The organism is Streptomyces sp. NPDC001070, from assembly GCF_053598835.1.
Window position 1 is genome coordinate 1 of sequence record NZ_JBSFLB010000070.1, and the last position, 16,679, is coordinate 16,679.

Annotated in this window: 13 protein-coding genes and 1 pseudogene; 8 read left to right on the plus strand and 6 right to left on the minus strand. The window is 65.9% G+C overall.

Annotated elements, in window-relative coordinates; all coding sequences use genetic code 11:
- Positions 1–46: 46 nt before the first annotated feature.
- Both ACWDAS_RS40845 and ACWDAS_RS40850 read right to left on the minus strand, forming a co-directional pair.
- Entirely contained in the window at positions 47–685 is a 639-nt protein-coding gene (locus ACWDAS_RS40845; RefSeq protein WP_450400987.1) for an IS3 family transposase, read from the minus strand.
- A 23-nt stretch (positions 686–708) separates the two neighbouring features.
- On the minus strand, positions 709–1,773 hold the full coding sequence (locus tag ACWDAS_RS40850) for an IS110 family transposase (RefSeq protein WP_450400988.1): 1,065 nt from the start codon (positions 1,771–1,773) through the stop codon (positions 709–711).
- A 320-nt stretch (positions 1,774–2,093) separates the two neighbouring features.
- On the opposite strand from ACWDAS_RS40850, the gene ACWDAS_RS40855 reads away from it, so the two are divergent.
- A complete protein-coding gene (locus tag ACWDAS_RS40855; protein WP_450400990.1) occupies positions 2,094–3,128 on the plus strand; it encodes an IS110 family transposase in 1,035 nt (344 codons plus the stop codon).
- Between the two features lie 146 nt (positions 3,129–3,274).
- On the opposite strand, the gene ACWDAS_RS40860 is transcribed toward ACWDAS_RS40855, so the two are convergent.
- The 3 genes and pseudogenes from ACWDAS_RS40860 to ACWDAS_RS40870 form a co-directional block, all read right to left on the minus strand.
- A complete protein-coding gene (locus ACWDAS_RS40860; protein WP_450400992.1) occupies positions 3,275–3,628 on the minus strand; it encodes a transposase in 354 nt (117 codons plus the stop codon).
- Between the two features lie 609 nt (positions 3,629–4,237).
- Positions 4,238–5,105, minus strand: a pseudogene (locus tag ACWDAS_RS40865) (IS5 family transposase).
- A gap of 230 nt (positions 5,106–5,335) precedes the next feature.
- A complete protein-coding gene (locus ACWDAS_RS40870; protein WP_450400994.1) occupies positions 5,336–5,506 on the minus strand; it encodes an FG-GAP-like repeat-containing protein in 171 nt (56 codons plus the stop codon).
- Positions 5,507–5,774: 268 nt separating this feature from the next.
- Between ACWDAS_RS40870 and ACWDAS_RS40875 the strand changes: the two genes are divergently transcribed.
- Complete coding sequence (locus ACWDAS_RS40875) at positions 5,775–7,004, plus strand: hypothetical protein (RefSeq protein WP_450400995.1); 1,230 nt, start codon at positions 5,775–5,777, stop codon at positions 7,002–7,004.
- Between the two features lie 417 nt (positions 7,005–7,421).
- Here the strand turns inward: ACWDAS_RS40875 and ACWDAS_RS40880 are convergent, their stop codons facing one another.
- Positions 7,422–7,724 (minus strand): hypothetical protein, encoded by a 303-nt coding sequence (locus tag ACWDAS_RS40880; protein WP_450400997.1) that lies wholly within the window; start codon positions 7,722–7,724, stop codon positions 7,422–7,424.
- Positions 7,725–7,898: 174 nt separating this feature from the next.
- Here ACWDAS_RS40880 and ACWDAS_RS40885 point away from each other — a divergent pair, with 174 nt between their 5' ends.
- The 6 genes from ACWDAS_RS40885 (at position 7,899) to ACWDAS_RS40910 (ending at position 16,353) form a co-directional block, all read left to right on the plus strand.
- Positions 7,899–8,312, plus strand: a complete 414-nt coding sequence (locus ACWDAS_RS40885) for a hypothetical protein (RefSeq protein ID WP_450400998.1) — start codon at positions 7,899–7,901, stop codon at positions 8,310–8,312.
- Positions 8,313–8,320: 8 nt separating this feature from the next.
- Entirely contained in the window at positions 8,321–11,908 is a 3,588-nt protein-coding gene (locus tag ACWDAS_RS40890) for a hypothetical protein (RefSeq protein ID WP_450401000.1), read from the plus strand.
- Positions 11,905–12,507: a LamG-like jellyroll fold domain-containing protein gene (locus ACWDAS_RS40895; protein WP_450401002.1), complete on the plus strand. Its 603-nt coding sequence runs from the start codon at positions 11,905–11,907 to the stop codon at positions 12,505–12,507. The genes ACWDAS_RS40890 and ACWDAS_RS40895 overlap by 4 nt, the downstream gene beginning before the upstream one ends.
- A gap of 30 nt (positions 12,508–12,537) precedes the next feature.
- Positions 12,538–13,332, plus strand: coding sequence for a class I SAM-dependent methyltransferase (locus ACWDAS_RS40900; protein WP_450401003.1), 795 nt, complete (start codon positions 12,538–12,540; stop codon positions 13,330–13,332).
- A gap of 94 nt (positions 13,333–13,426) precedes the next feature.
- On the plus strand, positions 13,427–15,271 hold the full coding sequence (locus ACWDAS_RS40905; protein WP_450401005.1) for a hypothetical protein: 1,845 nt from the start codon (positions 13,427–13,429) through the stop codon (positions 15,269–15,271).
- Positions 15,268–16,353, plus strand: a complete 1,086-nt coding sequence (locus ACWDAS_RS40910; protein WP_450401006.1) for an amidohydrolase family protein — start codon at positions 15,268–15,270, stop codon at positions 16,351–16,353. Before ACWDAS_RS40905 ends, ACWDAS_RS40910 begins: the two co-directional genes overlap by 4 nt.
- Positions 16,354–16,679: the final 326 nt, after the last annotated feature.

Here is a 16,679-nt window from a genome sequence, read left to right on the forward strand (position 1 = left end):
TGAAGTCCCGCCTGACCGTGAACGCCCTGAACAACGCCGTAGCCCGTCAGGAAAGCGTTGCCGGGTGCATACTGCACACCGATCGCGGGTCGCAGGGTGGATTCAACCGGTCGTTGCAACACCTCGACTGCGGAGGTGTGATGGGCAGGCCGGCGGGGTGGATGAAGGAACTGACGGGTAGGTCGGCGGTGGCCCAGCCGACGACCCGGCGGGAGGCGATGTCGATGACGGTGGCCAGGTAGAGCCAGCCCTCCTCGGTGGCGATGTAGGTGATGTCGCCGCACCAGCGGGTGTCGACTGCGGCCGGGTCGGGCTGGAAGTCGCGCAGGACCAGGTCGGGGCGGGTGGCCGCGTGCGGGTCGGGGATGATGGTGCGGTGCCGGCGTCTGCGGTGCCGGCCGGCCAGTCCGGCCAGGCGCATGAGCCGGGCCACCCTGCGGCGTCCGCAGCCGATGCCCTCGCGCTGGAGAACGGCGTGAACGCGCGGGGCCCCATAGGTTCCGCGGGACTGCTCGTGCACGGCCGTGATCTGCTGCGTCAGCTCGGCGTCCCGCACTGCACGGGGTCCCGGGGTGCCGGTGCGGCGGGCGTAGAAGGCGGCTCGGAAGACCTCGAGCAGTTCACACGCACGCTTGACGTTGTGACCTGCGGTCTTCTCCGCCTCGATGAACGGGTGCACCGTCACCGGGTCTCCTTGATGCTCCTATGTCAAGCCGCCAGGCTCATGGGCGTTGGGGGTAGCGGGTTGGAAGGTTGACCGAAGTCGGCTTGGTCGGCGAGCAAGGCTCGGTAGACACGGTCGGAGATGCGACGCCGCAGCAATCGCAGGGCCTCCGTCTTGGTCTTGCCGGCGGTGAGTTGCTTGGCGAAGTAGGCGGCGCCTTCGCCGTCGCCTCGCACCTGGGTCACGGCGATCATGTGGAGAGCATGGTTGACGGTGCGATTGCCGCCTCGGTTGAGCCGAACGCGGACCTTGTTGCCTGACCAGACGGGGATTGGGGCAGTGCCGTTGAACCGGGCGAAAGCGGCCTTGGACACGAACCGAGTGGCGTCGGCGGCTTCTCCGATGACGACCGCGGCACCCAGAACGCCGCAGCCGGGGATCGCCAGCAGATGCGGTGCTCGGGCGGCGACCAAACGACGGATCTGGCTCTCCAGCGCGTTGATGCGTTCCGAGAGACGGCGGCAGTCCACGACCAGTTCGGCAGCGATGGCCGCGAGCGTTCCGTGATGCTGGCTCAAGGCTTGGGCCAGCTGGTCCAGGATGCACAGGCGGCGCAGGCCGCGAGAGGCGACGGCAAGCTCGGGGTCGAGCTCGTGCAGGAACCAGCGCAGCTTGTTGCCGATTGCGGTGCGCTGGGCCACGAGCGAGCGCCGATGGTCGACCAACAGTTTGATATCCCGGCTCGGCCCGTCGAGGCATGCCTTGGGCAGGTCGGGCTCGCGCAGAGCGACCCGGGCCACCGCCTCGGCATCAATCGGGTCGGACTTCCCCCGCTCCCGGGCTGAGCGTCGTGCGCCAGCCATCAGCCGGGTGTGCACCCGCACCACCGCGTGTCCGCTGTTGAGCAGGTCAGCCACGAACCTGCGGGTCAAGTGGCGGCAGTCCTCCACTGCTATCAACACCGAACCGAAGCCGCGCAGCCAGGCCAGTGCCTTGAGATGGCCAGCCGGCCTGGCGGCCACGGTCAGTTCCGCCAGCGGCTTTCCCAGCGGATCGACTGCCACCAGCGTGTGCGTGTTCTTGTGTCCGTCTATCCCGACGACGATCAACGTGCCTCCCTGCGGCGATGCCAGACGCGAACCGAATCGTCCGGCGCCGGGGGCACGCCTCAATCGGGCCAGCGGCACGCTCCTGACTTGTTGAATCGGACCCAGACGCTCGGTCTGCAGCCGTAGCGTCCAGGGTGTCGGTCGGCACGGGCCCGCAGTGCTCCTTGCCGCCCGCGGGCTGGCTCACTGATAGCGTGCCGCCGCCGGCCGACACCCGCGCGGTGTGGCTCGACAGAGGCATGAAGGTGACGCAGTGACTTCAAGTCAGGGTGCCCACCGCACTCCCCTTCCTGACTCATCGAGTGCGAGGGCAGAAGCCTGTGATCCTGATCGGTGTCGATCCCCACAAGTCGTCCCACACCGCCGTCGCCGTCGACCCGTCCGGCCACCAGGTGGCACAGCGCCGGTTCGTCGTCAACGCCGGAACCTTCCGCCAGCTGATGCGCTGGTGTGAGCAGTGGCCCGACCGTCGTTTCGCGGTCGAGGGCGCCGGCGGCCTGGGCCGCTCGCTCGCCCAGCAGTTGGCCGCCGCGGGCGAGAACGTGGTCGATGTGCCCTCCACGCTGTCGGCCCGGGCCCGGCTGCTGGCCACCGGCGGCGACCGCAAGACCGACGCCGCAGACGCACTGCACGTCGCCCAGGTCGCCCTCTTCCGTCATGACCTGCGACCCGTGGTCCAAGAAGACCAGACCACGATCCTGCGGCTGCTGACCGAACGACGTGACGACCTGGTCCACGAGCGCACCCGCGTCCTCAACCGCCTCCATGCCGTCCTGCGCGATCTCCTGCCCGGCGGAGCACCCACCGGCCTGTCCGCTGACAAGGCTGCCGCCTTGATGAAAGGCATCCGGCCGGTCACTGCCACCGACGCCTGCCGCCGGGACATAGCCCGTGACCTGCTGGCCGACCTGCGGCGCCTGGACCGGCAGGTCAAGGACAACGAAGCCCAGATGCGCGAGGCCGTCGCTGCGACCCGCACCACGCTGACCACCCTGCCGGGTCTGGGCACCGTGCTGGCTGCGAAGGTCATCGGGCACGTCGGGAACATCAGCCGCTTTCCCACCGAGCACCACTTCGCCAGCTACACGGGAAGCGCACCCCTGGACGCCTCCAGCGGCAACAACTGGCGCCACCGGCTCAACACCGGCGGCAACCGTGCGCTGAACTCGGTGCTGCACACCATCGCCGTCTGCCAGATCCGAGACGGCGGGCGCGGACAGGACTACTACCTCCGCAAGATCAGCGAGGGGAAGACGCCTTCGGAGGCCCGCAGGGCCCTCAAGCGACGCCTGTCCAACGTGGTCTACCGGATCATGAAACGAGACCAACGAACCCACCTCGCTCAAGCCGCTTGACACACAGAGGCGCTATCAAGCCACACCGCGCCGGACAACCTGCGACCGGCGGGGGGCACATCGCCGACAAGCCACCGCCGTGCGGGGCAGCGAAGAAACGAGCCAACCCGCCGGTCGACAGGATTCTGCCAGCGGAGGGCGGCACATCAAGGACAAACCACCAATGGCGGCTTCGGCCCGTGTCCACCCGCCGATCGCCAACAGCCTGACATTGACGCGAAGAAAGCCGTGGCTCGCTTGAGGATCTCCACGTCCTCCCGCAGCCTGCGGTTCTCCCGCCGCAGTGCGGCCAGTTCCTCGCGTTCGCTGCTGGTCAGGCCGTCCCGCTCGCCGGCGTCGACCTCGGCCTGCTTGACCCAGTCCCGCACCGCGGTCTCGGTCAGGTCGAAGTCCTTGGCGACCTGACCGACCGAGCGGTCACCCCGCCGGCACAGCTCGACGATCTCGGCCTTGAACTCCGGCGTGAACGAGCGGCGAGGGCGAGGCTTCTTCTTCCCCATGCTCTCCATGATGGACATCTTCCTCCCGGGGCCGAAGCCCCTGATCTCTGATGTCCGTCAAAGCGAATCAAGCCCAGGCCGCGGTCACAGGATGGTTCGCTGGTTCCGTCACCGACTTCCTGATCTACATCGTCATTGCCCTCGTGTAGCAGTGCGCAAATGGGGGGCTAGCTAGGGAAAACGGGCTTCGAGTCCCTCCTCGCCAGATCCCGTGTTGCCGCAACGGACGGCGGTACGGAATGCCTTGGATGGCGAGTCCCCCGGCCCCCGAGTCCTCGCGGCGGCCGCCGCCCCATGGGCGGGGGGATCGCACGCATCCGGACACGAACGCCCTCGACGCCCGGTTGCCCCCCATAGCACTGGCGGCCGAATCTTGAGGTCGGCCTGTGAAGGAGTGCGCCACTGCGCGCCGGAAACTCAACAGGGCCCACGCCGTCAGGCGTGGGCCCTGGACGGAGGGCTCACGCCCGGCCACTTGCGGCCCGGCGCGAGCCCTCCATCGTTCCTGGCGCGATTGCCTGGGGTCGATCCGATGAGTGGAAAGAGCGTCCGGTGGGGAACCGGCCCGAGCATCGGAGCGGAGCTCAGAGGTCGTTTTCTCCCGTTGTTTTATCCCGTGATGCGGGCTTGGTCTGGTGATGTCGGGTCGCGCCAGGAGATGGTGCTCTCGCCGGTGAGGCGGCGGGCCATGAGGTCGGTCATGGCGAGGTGGATCACGGCTTCGGACCTGCCGGGGAGGGTTTCGTAGTCGCGGGCCAGACGGCGGTGGAGCATGAGCCAGCCGTACGTCCGCTCGACTGTCCAGTGTTTCGGGATCGGGGTAAAGCCCCTGGTGCCGGGGTGCGTTGGACGATTTCGAGGTCGATGCCGAGGGTGGCGGCGTGCTCGACGAAGTGCTTGCGGTAGCCGCCGTCGACCCAGACCTTGCGGATGGTGGGATGGGCTGCGGCCACCTGGCCGAGGAGGGTCTGACCTGCGGTGGAGTCCTGGACACTGGCTGCGGTGACCAGGACCGCCAGCAGGAGGCCGAGGGTGTCGGTGATGATGCTGCGCTTGCGGCCGACGATCTTCTTGCCGGCGTCCACGCCCCGGCTGGCGGCGGGGACACTGGTCAAGGTTTGACGCTCTGCGCGTCGATCACGCAGGCAGTTGGCTTCGCGCTTCGGCCCTCCTTTTGCCGTACTCGTTCCCGCAGGAGGCCGCCCGGCTGAGCGAAGATGCCTTCCTTTTGCCACTTGGCGAAGTAGCCGTAGACGGTTTCCCAGGGCGGGAAGTCGTGCGGCGGGTACGGCCACTGCACGCCGGTGCGGTCCACGTACAGGATCGCGTTCATGATCTCGCGCAGCTCGTGCTCCGGTGGCCGGCCAAAGCCCAGGGCCCGGCCGCGCCGCTCGAAGCGCCAAGCCGCCAGGACCGGCTCGATCAATTCCCAGCGGGCATCGGACAGATCACTCGGATACGCACGCCGTTTCTCCATGACCTGGATGTACCGCCCGTAGGTCAGTGCGCCCAGGCGCGCGTTTCCCTTCGCGGAAGCACAGAACAGAGTCCGGCGTCCTGGGATGAGACAGGCGCAGACCCCTTCCAACCCCAGCCGTCACCCCAACTACCCATCAAGAACCAAGGCCACCGACAGCCCCGCTCGCACCACATCAGCCCACCACAGAAAACTAAATAAAACACCGCACTCATGATGAAAACGACCTCTCAGAACAGGTCCGAGAAGTTCCTCCAGTTGGTGCCGATGACCGAGCTGCCGGCGAAGCCGCCGGTGCCGCTGCCCCGGTAGAGGAGCAGGTCCTTGGTGGAGCTGTTGCGGGCGATGAGGTCGTTGTCGCCGTCGCCGTCGAAGTCGCCAGTCCCGTCGGTGAAGTCCATGTCCGTGTTCATTCCAGCCCTCTCGATAGAGGACTGATTCTGGACCTCGCAGTACCGGCCCCGCCCTAGTGGCGGCGTGTCGGCTCAAGCACGGCGTCGCCGGGTGGCGGTCTCGCTTGCACCCCACATCGTTGCCACGATGTACGTGCTCCCGTACGCCCGGCCGCGGTGGTTGCCCCCCTTGGTGTGCGATACAAGGGTCCGGAGAGGAGGGGATGTCGGTGCTGGCACGTACGGTCTCTGCGACGTTACCGGGCACGCACACAAGGTGGTCACATTGGTGTCGGGACGACCGGTCGATCCGGAAAAAGCACGGCAGTTGATGCTGCGTAACGGCTGCAAGCCGAAGACCGCTTTCACCACGGTGAAGGAACCATGGCCCAGCACATGCGAGAGGTGCGAAGCAGACATCGACCCGACGTACGACAGCATCGCCTCGAAGGCGAGGAAACACGGCGACGCACCGCGCGGTTGCCGTGACTGCGCTGACCGCGCGCGAGCGGAGAAGTACCGGCTGGACGAGGCGGAGTTGGCGAAGACGATCGCCAAGGCCGACATCAAACTGCTCGAGCCTTACACCAACAACAGAACGCGGGTGGAGAGCATCTGCCTCAACGAGGGCTGCCCGCGCCAGGGCAAACCGATCAAGGTCCTGATCAAGGCGGTTCGCCGGGGCGCCATGGCCTGCAGGTACTGCGCCCAGCGAGCGATCGATCCGGATGTGGCCATCGGCATCATGCGCCATGAGGGCCTCGTCGAACCTACGACCGCCTATGAACGAGTCGATGAGCCGTGGCCGGGCATTTGCCAGCGCTGCCGTCGAGCGGTGCAGCCGCGGCTGCACGACGTCATGCAGGGCCAGGGGGCCTGCATGTACTGTGCCCCGAACACCCCGCTGACCAAGCAGCAGGCGTGGGACAGGGCACTGTCCTACCGGTTCCGCCCGCACGACCCGGACGCCTTCGAGAGCACCAACACCCCCTGGGCGGGCACCTGCATGGACTGCTCGAGCCTGGTGAACCCCTGCCTGGGCAATCTCTACCGTGGCCAGGGAGCCTGCAACTCCCGCAGCTGCAAACTCACCGGATTCAAGGACACCGAACCAGGGCTCGTCTATCTGGTGCAACGGTCCTCGAACCCGGCCATGGCGAAGATCGGCATTTGCGAAGACTCTGCACGCAACACCCGGCTGAAGGTCCACATGCGCAACGGCTGGGAGGTCGCCTACACCCGGTCCTTCGCAGTGGGGCTGCACGCGCGACTGGTGGAGAGGGCCATCAAGCGGCTGTGGTTCACAGAACGCGGCTGGAGCAACGGAGCGGCGCGCGGGGAGGATTGGAGCGACGGCTACACCGAAACCGTGCTGCTCGCCGACCCCGCGCGTGGCGAACCATGGGCGCTGCTGACGCCCCTGGCGTTGTGGACGGACGTCATGGTCGAAGCCGAGCGGCTGGGCTTCGACCTGGACGAGCGACGCGCCGAGGGGTCCGAAGGCTGATGCCTGCTTGGGAGCCGGACGGTGTAGACGGATTCTGCGATGAGTGGCCTCCAGTGGGCCTCGAGGGCTGCGCGACGAGACGGACTGGCCTGGATGATGTGGTCCGCTCGCTGGCCCGGCAAAGGGAGGTGGTGTGCGATCTGTTGGCGGAGCGTCCGCCATGTCGGCTCTCGGTGGCGAGCTCCTGGCCCTGTCGGACGGTTCGGCGGAGACGCTGAGGCGCTACCGCGAGTCGGATGGTGCAGCTTTGAGTCCGGGGTGACGGCTGCTCAGTAGGTCAGTACTGTGCGCGGGTGCGCTACACGGTGTGGGACCTCATTCGGTACATGCGTTCAAAGTGGCGGAGCTGACCCAGCAGCAACGCAGTCTGCTGGACGGACTGTTGCGTGCTCTGGAGCACGACGCCCACTTGAGCGATCATGTATCCGCCGCGAACAGCGCTTTTCTCGCGGTCACCCGCGCGATGGAGAGCCTTGCCGGGAACGCGGCGGGCCAGCCGAGGCTGTCGATGACCCTTACGCTGCTCAAGACCTCCTTGACCTGTATCGCGGCCGCCGAAGCCGCCTTTACGGTCGGCGGTGCCGCCGATCCTGCGGCTGCCCGTGTGATCCCCGTTCCCCGCCTCGGTGAGACCCGCACGGCTCCCTCGCGAAACTCCGTGTCGTACGACTGCCGGTTCGCTGCCACGACCCCAACTTCCCCTCCAGTCACGGTCTTCACTCTACGAGAAAAACCTTACAGACCTGCATTGTGCTCAACTCGAACCCATGGTCGCCCAGGGCGCCTTCGCCACCGTGATGATGCTCGGAGGTCTTCCTTGGGGCATACGTGATGCGATACTTTCGCAGGGTTCGATCGGCCCCCAGTCACGCGTTCCGAACACCCGGAGATGACATGGATGTCGCTCAGCTTGCCGATTTTCTCGCGCCCTTTCTGGGGCCGTTGCTCGACAGGGCGGGTACAGCGGTCGGCGACTTCGGCGAGGCAGCCTGGGGACAAGCCAACAGGCTCTGGCAACGACTGGCAGGTGATGTGGCGCAGCGTCCCGCCGCGCAGGAGGCGGCGAATGACCTCGCAGAGCAACCCGATAGCGCAGGGGCACGTGCGGCGCTCGTTTGGCAACTGGAAAAACTCCTGGCCGCCGACCCGGGGCTACGCGAAGATCTGGCGCGGATTTGGGATGAGGGACACGCCGCTGGGGTTACGGTGACCTCGATCGTTGCTTCGGGGGAGCGTTCTGTCGCGGTCGGTCGGGACGTGACGGGAACCATCTCCACGGGTGACGCTCCGCGTCCTTCGCAGAGCTGAACCGTCCTGTGGGCGCGTTCAGTCGATCAGGCAATGTCACCGCCGATGGTGATCGCAGCATTGCTATCGGCGGTGACGCGATCAACAGCCTTCTCGTCACTGGGGACGGAAATACCTTCTTCATTGGCAGGTATGAACGACTGGTGGACGCCTACCTCAGTCCTAGCGCACTCAATCGGGAACTCGAGATGTTCACAGGCCGGCAATGGCTGCTGGCACGCGTTGACGCATTCGTCACCGAACACGATCGTGGATATCTCATCGTGGAAGCTGACGCTGGCATGGGTAAGAGCACGTTCCTGGCGTGGCTTGCGAGAGAGCGGGGCTACGCCCATCATTTTGTGCGACTCATGCCCGATCCGCAGGACATCGCGGTGGCCGTGCGCAATCTCAGCTCCCAGCTCATTACCGCCTGGGACCTGGAGACCCACGCGGTGGGCGGGATGCTTCCGCCATCCGCAGGCCGTCCCGACTTCCTTCAGGATCTACTGGTCGATGTCGCCGCCCGACGTGACGAGATCCGGCCGGGAGAGCCGATCGTGCTCGTCGTTGATGGGCTCAACGAGACGATTCCCGCGGGCGGAAACAATCCGCTGGGGCTTCCCATGTCTCTCCCTGAAGGCGTGTACGTGATCGCGTCACAGCGTCCTGTCCAGGTGCCGCTGCGCGTCGACGTCCCTCGTGCGGTGGTCGTGATCGAAGCGTCGAGTGAGGGGAACATGGGTGATGCCCGCGAATACCTAGCCCGGGTGTCCCGGTTCCCCGACGTCGCGGCGAAGTTGGACGAGGCGGAGATCTCCGCTGACGCCTTCATCGACACCCTGGTCGCGAAATCGAGCGGTGTATGGATCTACCTGCACTATGTGCTTGCAGAGATCCGCCGGGGACGCCGATCCCCTGCAGACGTCGCACAGCTGCCGACCGGGCTGTGGCACTACTACGCTCAATACTGGCACGAGTGGCAGCACAACCATCCTGAGCGCTGGGCGGAGTTCCATCTTCCCGCCCTCGCGGTCTTAGCCGCGGAAGGGGAACCTCTGCCGTCCAGGATGCTAGCGGAATTCACAGGCGCGCCTGTCGGGGCCATCGAGACGCTACTCGAAGACGACTGGCGGCCTTTCGTGCAAGTGGAGGAAACAGAGGAGGGCAACCTCTACCGCACCTTCCACGACAGTCTCCGGGAGTTTGTGCACGGCGACGTCGACACCCGGGAGCTGACCTCGGCCGAAAGGTCGCTGGCCGGACGGTTGGCGAGGGCGGCACGGTCCGCCCACTCGCAGCTGGCCGACCGCTATCTGGATGCCTGGGGCGGACTCGTCGCCGGGCTGCCCGGGTTGCGCGAGGAGAGCATGGCGGGCATGGACCACGGCTACGGGCTGCGGCACCTCATCGAACATCTCCACCGCGCTGGGCGTAATGAGGACCTGCACGAGGTTCTCGCGCGGTCGTGGACCGATGGGCGCAGGCGTGTCAACGTTTGGTTTACCGTGCACCGCAGGACCGGTCAGCTAGCGGCGTTCCGGCGCGACATTGGGATGGCCTGGAACGTGCTGCGAACGATTAGCGGGCCATTGTGCGCCGCTCGTCAGCTGCGCTACGCGCTCATCTTGTCGTCTCTCAACAGTATGGCCGCTGCCACGCCTCCTCTCTTGTGGCCAACGCTGGTGAAGAACGACAGTCTCGGTGCGGAGGAGGCGCTCGCCTGGGCCCGCCAGGTTCCCGCCCCCGAGGAGCGGGCGGAAACGCTGACTCGCCTGATCGAGGTCGTGCCTGGGTGTCTTCGTGAGGAGGTGGAGCGTGAGGCGCTGGCCGCCGTCCGGGCTGTGCCCGATGGGTACTGGCGGCTGGGCGAACTCTGGCGGCTGCACTCGCTGGTCTCGGCTGAACTACGCGGCGATCTGTTGGCGATCGTCAGGTCCCTGGCGGACGGTTACTACCAGGCCGTGGCCTACCGGATGCTGAATGTCGAGGGAGGTGCTGACACCACTTCATTTCGGCAGGGAAGCCGGTCAAGCAGGACCTCGGCGCGGCACTCGGGCTGGGCGGGGGCCGCAGGCTTCGTCGAGGAGTACCTGCGCCGAAGGCATTTCGCAGTGACGCTCTTACGCGAGGGAGAAATCGGTGCGGGCGAGGCTCAGTACCGGGCGTCGGGCGATCCGGCCGAGCGGTACTGGCGTACGCACATGCTCGCCCTCGACCTGGCGCAAGCCACCGACGAGGACAGAGGTCGCCTAGCCGTCGCCGCCATGGATATGGGCCAAAACGTTGGTGACGCCCGAAGCGTCGTCTCTGCTTGGGCGGCGTTTGCGGGGTTGCTCAAGCAGAGCGAGGAAGTCGTCGGCACGATCTTCGACCCGGCCCAGCGGGCGGCATTCGTCATCGCGACGGCACCGCTTGGGAATGCCGAACTAATCATCAACGCCTTGGGGTCGGTGAGCGGGGACGAGGTCCGGGCGGAGGTCGTCGTGGCGGCAGGTCGCGCGATGGCGGCCCTCGGCCCGCAGGTTCTCAATGTCGTGGCAATGATCGAAGACGCCACCATGCGGGTGCGGGCGCTTTTGGCCATCGCCGCGCTCGCTGCCCCTCCGGCCGCGGAGCACATGGGCGCAGCACTCCTGGCGATGTTGACGGGCGACTCTGCGATTCCCGGGAGGGCGGCATTGCTGAGCCGGACTGCGGCGTATCTGCCGGCATCCGCGCTCGGTGACCTGTGGGTCGCCATCGAGCAGTTCGAAGACACCGAGGTTCGGCTGTCCCTCTTTGCGGCAGCGGGGATCCGCGCTTGCACGTTGGGTGAGATGGAGCGCGCATCTCAGGCGCTGGAACTGACAGGTGTCCTCCGAGCCCCGGCTCTGGCCCGATCGATCGCGCACCACCACGCGCGCGTGGGAAACCTGATGGAGGCGCGGCGGCTCGCCCTGGCACTTCCCTATGTGACCTGGCGCGGTGAGATCCTCGCGCTGACCGCGCACCGCTTGGAGGAGGCGGTCAGTGACGTTGTCATCGAAGAGGCGGCGGCTCTTGCGGATGTTGTCGACGACACCTCCAAACCCCCAGTGCTGGCGCGGATCGCATGTGAAGCTCCGGCCCGGCATCGGCGCCGGCTGACGGCGATGGCCATGGCTGCCGCGGTACGGATAGAGGAACCGCATGAAAGGTCAGTCGCGATGGTCCCCGTTGTGGAGGCTTTCCTCGCGATGGGAGATCTGGCCGAGGCGCTGCGTGTGTGCGCGGGAATCCCGACCGAGCGGCTGCGAGCCGAGGCCCTGTCGTCCGTGCTCGCGGGTGCCGATGCCGCCGACGTCGTGTGGCAGGCAGTCGGGCAGATTGAGGCGCTGGTCGGCACGGAAGTTCGCGCCCGAGCGTTGCTGGACGCCCTGGTCGCGCTGCACGCGGTCCACGGACAGACGCAGGGAGGCAGTGAACCGCTCGAGAGGCTCTTCGGCTTGGTGCTTGCAGAATTCGCCCGGCGTCCCCGCCGGGAACTGCTGGACGCGTTGGAGTCCCTGCTGCCGCTGCTGAGACAGCTTGACGGTGAAGCGGGCGTCCGCGTCGTCGCGGAGGACCTGTCCAAGACGGTGGACTGGTGGCCATGAGCGACACAGGTTTGTTCGAGTTGGTGCTCCACCATCGGTATTCCGATCCGGGCGCCCAGGACCTCTCCGGTCACGGCAATCACGGCTACGGTGATGTGCTGCGGGTCGCTGAGAGCGACGGGACACCCGGTGCCGCGGTCTTTGACGGATTGCACGACCGGATCTTTGTGCCTCCGTCTGCGGCGTTGGCCCGCTGTGGCGGCATCCGTGTCGACGTGGTGGTCAGGCTGGACGAACTTGGTCACCGTCGCACTCTCGTCGAGGGCTATCTGTCCTTCGCTGTGCACGTGGAAGGAGACGGCTCGCTTGGCGCGGCCGTCTACCGGTATCTGGAGTGGTACGGAATCCAGAGCCGCAAGTCGCTGGTTCCGGTCGGTTCATGGCTGGCAATCACCTTCACGTACACCGACGACGGGGCGATGACTTTGTCATTAAACGGCGAGTTGGTCGCTGAGGGCTACCGGCGGCTCGGGCCCGCCAACGGTATTGCTTGGCCGTTCGGGCTCAGTGTCGGAGCCTGGCCAGACGCGGACCAGCGGGTCCTGAAGGGGCAGCTGGCCGAGCTCAAGCTTTGGCGTTCCATAACAGAACAGGTGTAACTGTCGCACGTTCGGCGAATGGGGTGCGGAGTGGTCGAGGAAGAGAACCGGTCGCGGCGCCGGCGTAGCTTTGACCTGAACGCGGAGATCTACCACAGTGCACGTCCCGGCTATCCTCCGGCCTTGTTCCAGCGGCTCGGTGAGGTCTGCGGGCTCGGGATGGGCCAGGATGTCCTGGAGCTAGGTGCGGGCACGGGGCAGGCAACCGAGTGCCTGCTCCAGATGGGCGCGCGAGTGGTGGCCGTCGAACCCGGAGCGAACCTGGCGCGTCGCCTGCGCGCGAACCTGGACGAGCCTGGATTGACCGTCGTCGAGTCCGACTTTGAGGACGCGGAACTGCCGGAAGCCAGCTTCGATCTTGCCGTCGCCGCGACAAGCCTTCACTGGCTGGACCTGTCCATCTCGCTCCCCAAGATCGCCAGATTGCTGCGTCCGGGGGCATGGCTGGCTGCTTGGTGGACGGTCTTCCGGGACCCGGACCCGCAACGTGTCACCCCTTTCCGTCACGCGCTGGAGGGCCTATTTCGCCGACACGACCTCGGCCGCGGAGGCAGCGGGCTGCCCAACCCTCTCGACCACAACGCCTGGGTCGCGGAGTTCACCAAGGCCGCCGTGTTCAACGAGATCCGTGTGGAGGATTTCCGGCAGTCGGTCCCGTTCACCTCCACTCGCCTAACGGCCCTATTCTCCACGTTCACCGAGATCAGCGATCTCCCCACTGCAGAGCGTGACCGCCTGCTGAACGACGTCTCGGCCCTCGTGAACGGTACGTTCGGCGGCCAGATCGTCGAAAATCATGTGACCGTGCTCTTCCTGGCTCGTTAGAGACCACACTCGCCACATGGCGCGATCCAGATGAATTACCCATGCAAGAAATCACTCAGTCCCGGTCTTGTCGTCACGGATAAGGGTCACTAGAATGCGTGATGAAATTCAGGTCATCCGGAATCGATGGAAAATATCGATTGACCCGGAGAAAAGCATGATGCGGCTCGACCTTCCGACGTTCAGTCAGCTCTTCCAGATGCACATCAACGTCGACACCCTCGAGACCTACGACCGCAACGTCAGCGCCGCCTGGCCGGAGCGCACTGAGCGCGGCGACCACGAACGGTGGTCCTGGACGGCGAAGAGCACGCTCTGGCACAAGCGATACCACCTGGACGTATACCCGGACCGGATCGAGTTCCACGCAGAGATCTCCGGTGATGGGGCCATCGACGTCATCCGGTTCTTCGACTCGATACCGGATCAGCATTTCCGAGAGCACGCCATCCGGACCCGGCACCTCGTCGACCGCGGCCACACGCCCGCCCGTGAATACTCGATTGGTTCCGAGACGGCCTTCCGTCATGTCTTCTCGCCAGAGCCCAACTATCACGGCCGCAAGATCTTCAGATCATTCGAATACGGCCTGATCAGCGTGACCGGGGATTCCGACTATTGTGGCGGCAATCTCATCGCCAACCCGGGGCCGCTGTGCTTCGCCGTGGCCGCAGATCCGGCACGTGAATGGCTGGCCATGGGCCTGGCTGTACGGCCCGGCGAGTATCTCTTCTCCGATTACGAGTACCTTGGCGGCGGCGACTTTGCCCTCGCCGTAACGAACTGGGGCGCCCGCCGGGTAGAGGGAACATTTGTCACTCCCAAAATGGTGCTCACGACGGGCGCCACCGCCGAGCATGCCATCGCCGGCTATGTAAGCGCTCTGCGCGAGGCCGGTCTGGTGTCGCAACCGCAGAGAGAACAGCCTGGCTGGTGGAGTCGCCCCGTCATCTGCGGGTGGGGACACCAGTGCTACCAGGCCGATCTGTTTCGGATCCGCAGCAGCACGGAACGCCCACCCGACAATGCCGCCTACACGTTGTGCACGCAGGCCAACTACCGGGACATCGTCGAGCTGGCCGACAGCCATGACCTGCCCTGGGGCACGCTGATCATCGACGCTCGATGGTTTCTCTCGGGCGGTCTGAAGGACGTCGACGTCGGCCGTTGGCCGAACCTGCGCGGCTTCATTGAGCAGCAGCACCGGCGGGGCAAGCGCGTGCTGCTGTGGTGGGGGCCGTGGGACCCCGAAGGGATCCCCGCCGACGAGTGCATCCGGTACCTGCCGAGCGAACATCTTGGCAGGGCGAACAGCCCTGGCCGCCGCGCCAAAACCCCTTTGGGCAACCTCTCCCTGCGGGGTCTTGCCCCAGGCACCAAGCTGTCCATCGACATCAGCCTGGATTCCGTGCGGAAACGCATCCGAGACCAGGTGCGGTACCTCTTAAGCCCCTCCGGGCTCAACGCCGACGGGTTGAAGATCGACCACATCTCAGCGACTCCGGGATGCTACGGAATGGTATTCCCCGAAGGCTCCGGCCGGGTCTTTGGAATCGAGGCCGCACACGCGTATCTCGCCCTGCTCCACGAGACGGCCAAGGAGGTGAAGCCGGACGCGCTGCTGAGTGGCCAGTCACCCAACCCGTACCTGGCCGACTTCCAGGACATGATCCGGATCAGCCCATGGCCATACTTCTCCGATTCCGTAACCGCAGAGGCAACACACAGCACCGCCATGGCCCGAATCGTCGACGACACCTGGCTCATCGACACCAACGGCTACCCGATGCCTTCGCTGGCGGCCTTTCGGGAGTATATGGACCTGCAGCCCAGTCTCGGCGTGCCCAGCCTGCTCTACATCACCCACCTCGACACCACAGGCGAGGCAATCACCGCCGAGGACTACGCCAGGATCCGCAGAGCTTGGGAGAGACTGTGAGTGAAGATCTACAATCGACAGAGACTCAGCACCTGCAAGAGCTGCACCTGCGCGACTACCGGCCGCGGTCAAGCCTGCGGGCCAATCGACGAAGCGTCCCACGGGCCGCGGTTGCAGCAATCGACGGTCACGCGCACCTCGGGCTGTGGCTCACCAACGGCACCTGGGCGGCCCCCGACGTGCCTGAGTTGCTCAAGCTCATGGATGCGTGCAACATCGCCGCAATGGTCAACTTCGACGGCCGTTGGGGTGATGAACTCCAGGCGAACCTCGATCGCTATGACCGCAGCCACCCCCAGCGATTCGCGACCTTCTGCCATGTGGACTGGGACGCGCTCGGCGGCCGGCGACCGGGCGCCCGGCTCGCGTCGGACCTGGGCCGGTCCGTGATGGGCGGGGCGCGCGGGCTCAAGGTCTGGAAGGACCTCGGGCTAAGCGTCCGTGACGGTGACGGAAACTTGGTCTTCCCCGACGACCCGCGCCTGGCTCCATTGTGGGAGAAAGCGGCGGAACTCAGGGTGCCCGTCGCGATCCACACCGCCGACCCCGTTGCGTTCTTCGAACCGGTCGACGAACACAACGAACGACTAGAGGAGCTCCTCAGGCACCCCGAATGGTCGTTCGAGGCTGACCGCTTTCCCCGTTTCCCACAACTCATCGCCTCGCTTGAAACCGTCGTCGCAGACCATCCGGACACAATCTTCATCGGCCTTCACGCCGGTTGCTACGCCGAGGACCTGTCATGGGTGGACCGGATGCTGGAAACCTACCCCAACTTCCACATCGACATCGCCGCGCGAATCGCCGAACTCGGCCGTCAGCCGCGCCAAACCCGTGAGCTGATCATGCGCCATCCGGAGCGTGTCATCTTCGGCACGGACCAGTTGTCACTCCGCGCCGAGACCTACGCCGCCTACTACCGCTTCCTCGAAACGACAGACGAGTACTTCCCCTACTCCCCGAAGGACCCAGCGCCCAACGGCCGCTGGAACATCTCGGCGATCGACCTGCCCCAAGACGTCCTCAAGAAGGTCTACGCCGAGAACCTTCTAAAACTGCTTCCCGGATGGCGAGCGGGCTGATCCGACTCATCCGGCGCCTTTCCCCGCCTGCCTCGGCCAACGCGAGCCCTCCGATGAGCTGATCAGCGCCACGGAAGACGCCCTAGACCTCAAGGCCCACCGCCCCGGCGCCCTGCCCCGCCTCGCCGGTAGAGCACCGCGGGCCGGATCGGCAGCCTCGCGGGACTGTAAAAAGAACGGTGTAACTCCCGATCAAGGAAGAACACCTGATGAGCGACGTGACTGCCTCTGTCGAGGCGGTTGAAGAGGTTCGGCCGGTCGAGCTGTCGGCGGACCTGCTGGATGACCAGTTGATCGGGCAGTTGGTCGACCGGGCCCGCGCGAAC

What these genes read in the sequence shown, in the direction of transcription:
- ACWDAS_RS40860 (WP_450400992.1), bottom strand. Translation starts at nt 3,628, where the DNA reads ATGGGGAAGAAGAAGCCTCGCCCTCGCCGCTCGTTCACGCCGGAGTTC.
- ACWDAS_RS40870 (WP_450400994.1), bottom strand. Translation starts at nt 5,506, where the DNA reads ATGGACTTCACCGACGGGACTGGCGACTTCGACGGCGACGGCGACAAC.
- ACWDAS_RS40885 (WP_450400998.1), top strand. Translation starts at nt 7,899, where the DNA reads ATGGATGTCGCTCAGCTTGCCGATTTTCTCGCGCCCTTTCTGGGGCCG.
- ACWDAS_RS40895 (WP_450401002.1), top strand. Translation starts at nt 11,905, where the DNA reads ATGAGCGACACAGGTTTGTTCGAGTTGGTGCTCCACCATCGGTATTCC.
- ACWDAS_RS40905 (WP_450401005.1), top strand. Translation starts at nt 13,427, where the DNA reads ATGCGTGATGAAATTCAGGTCATCCGGAATCGATGGAAAATATCGATT.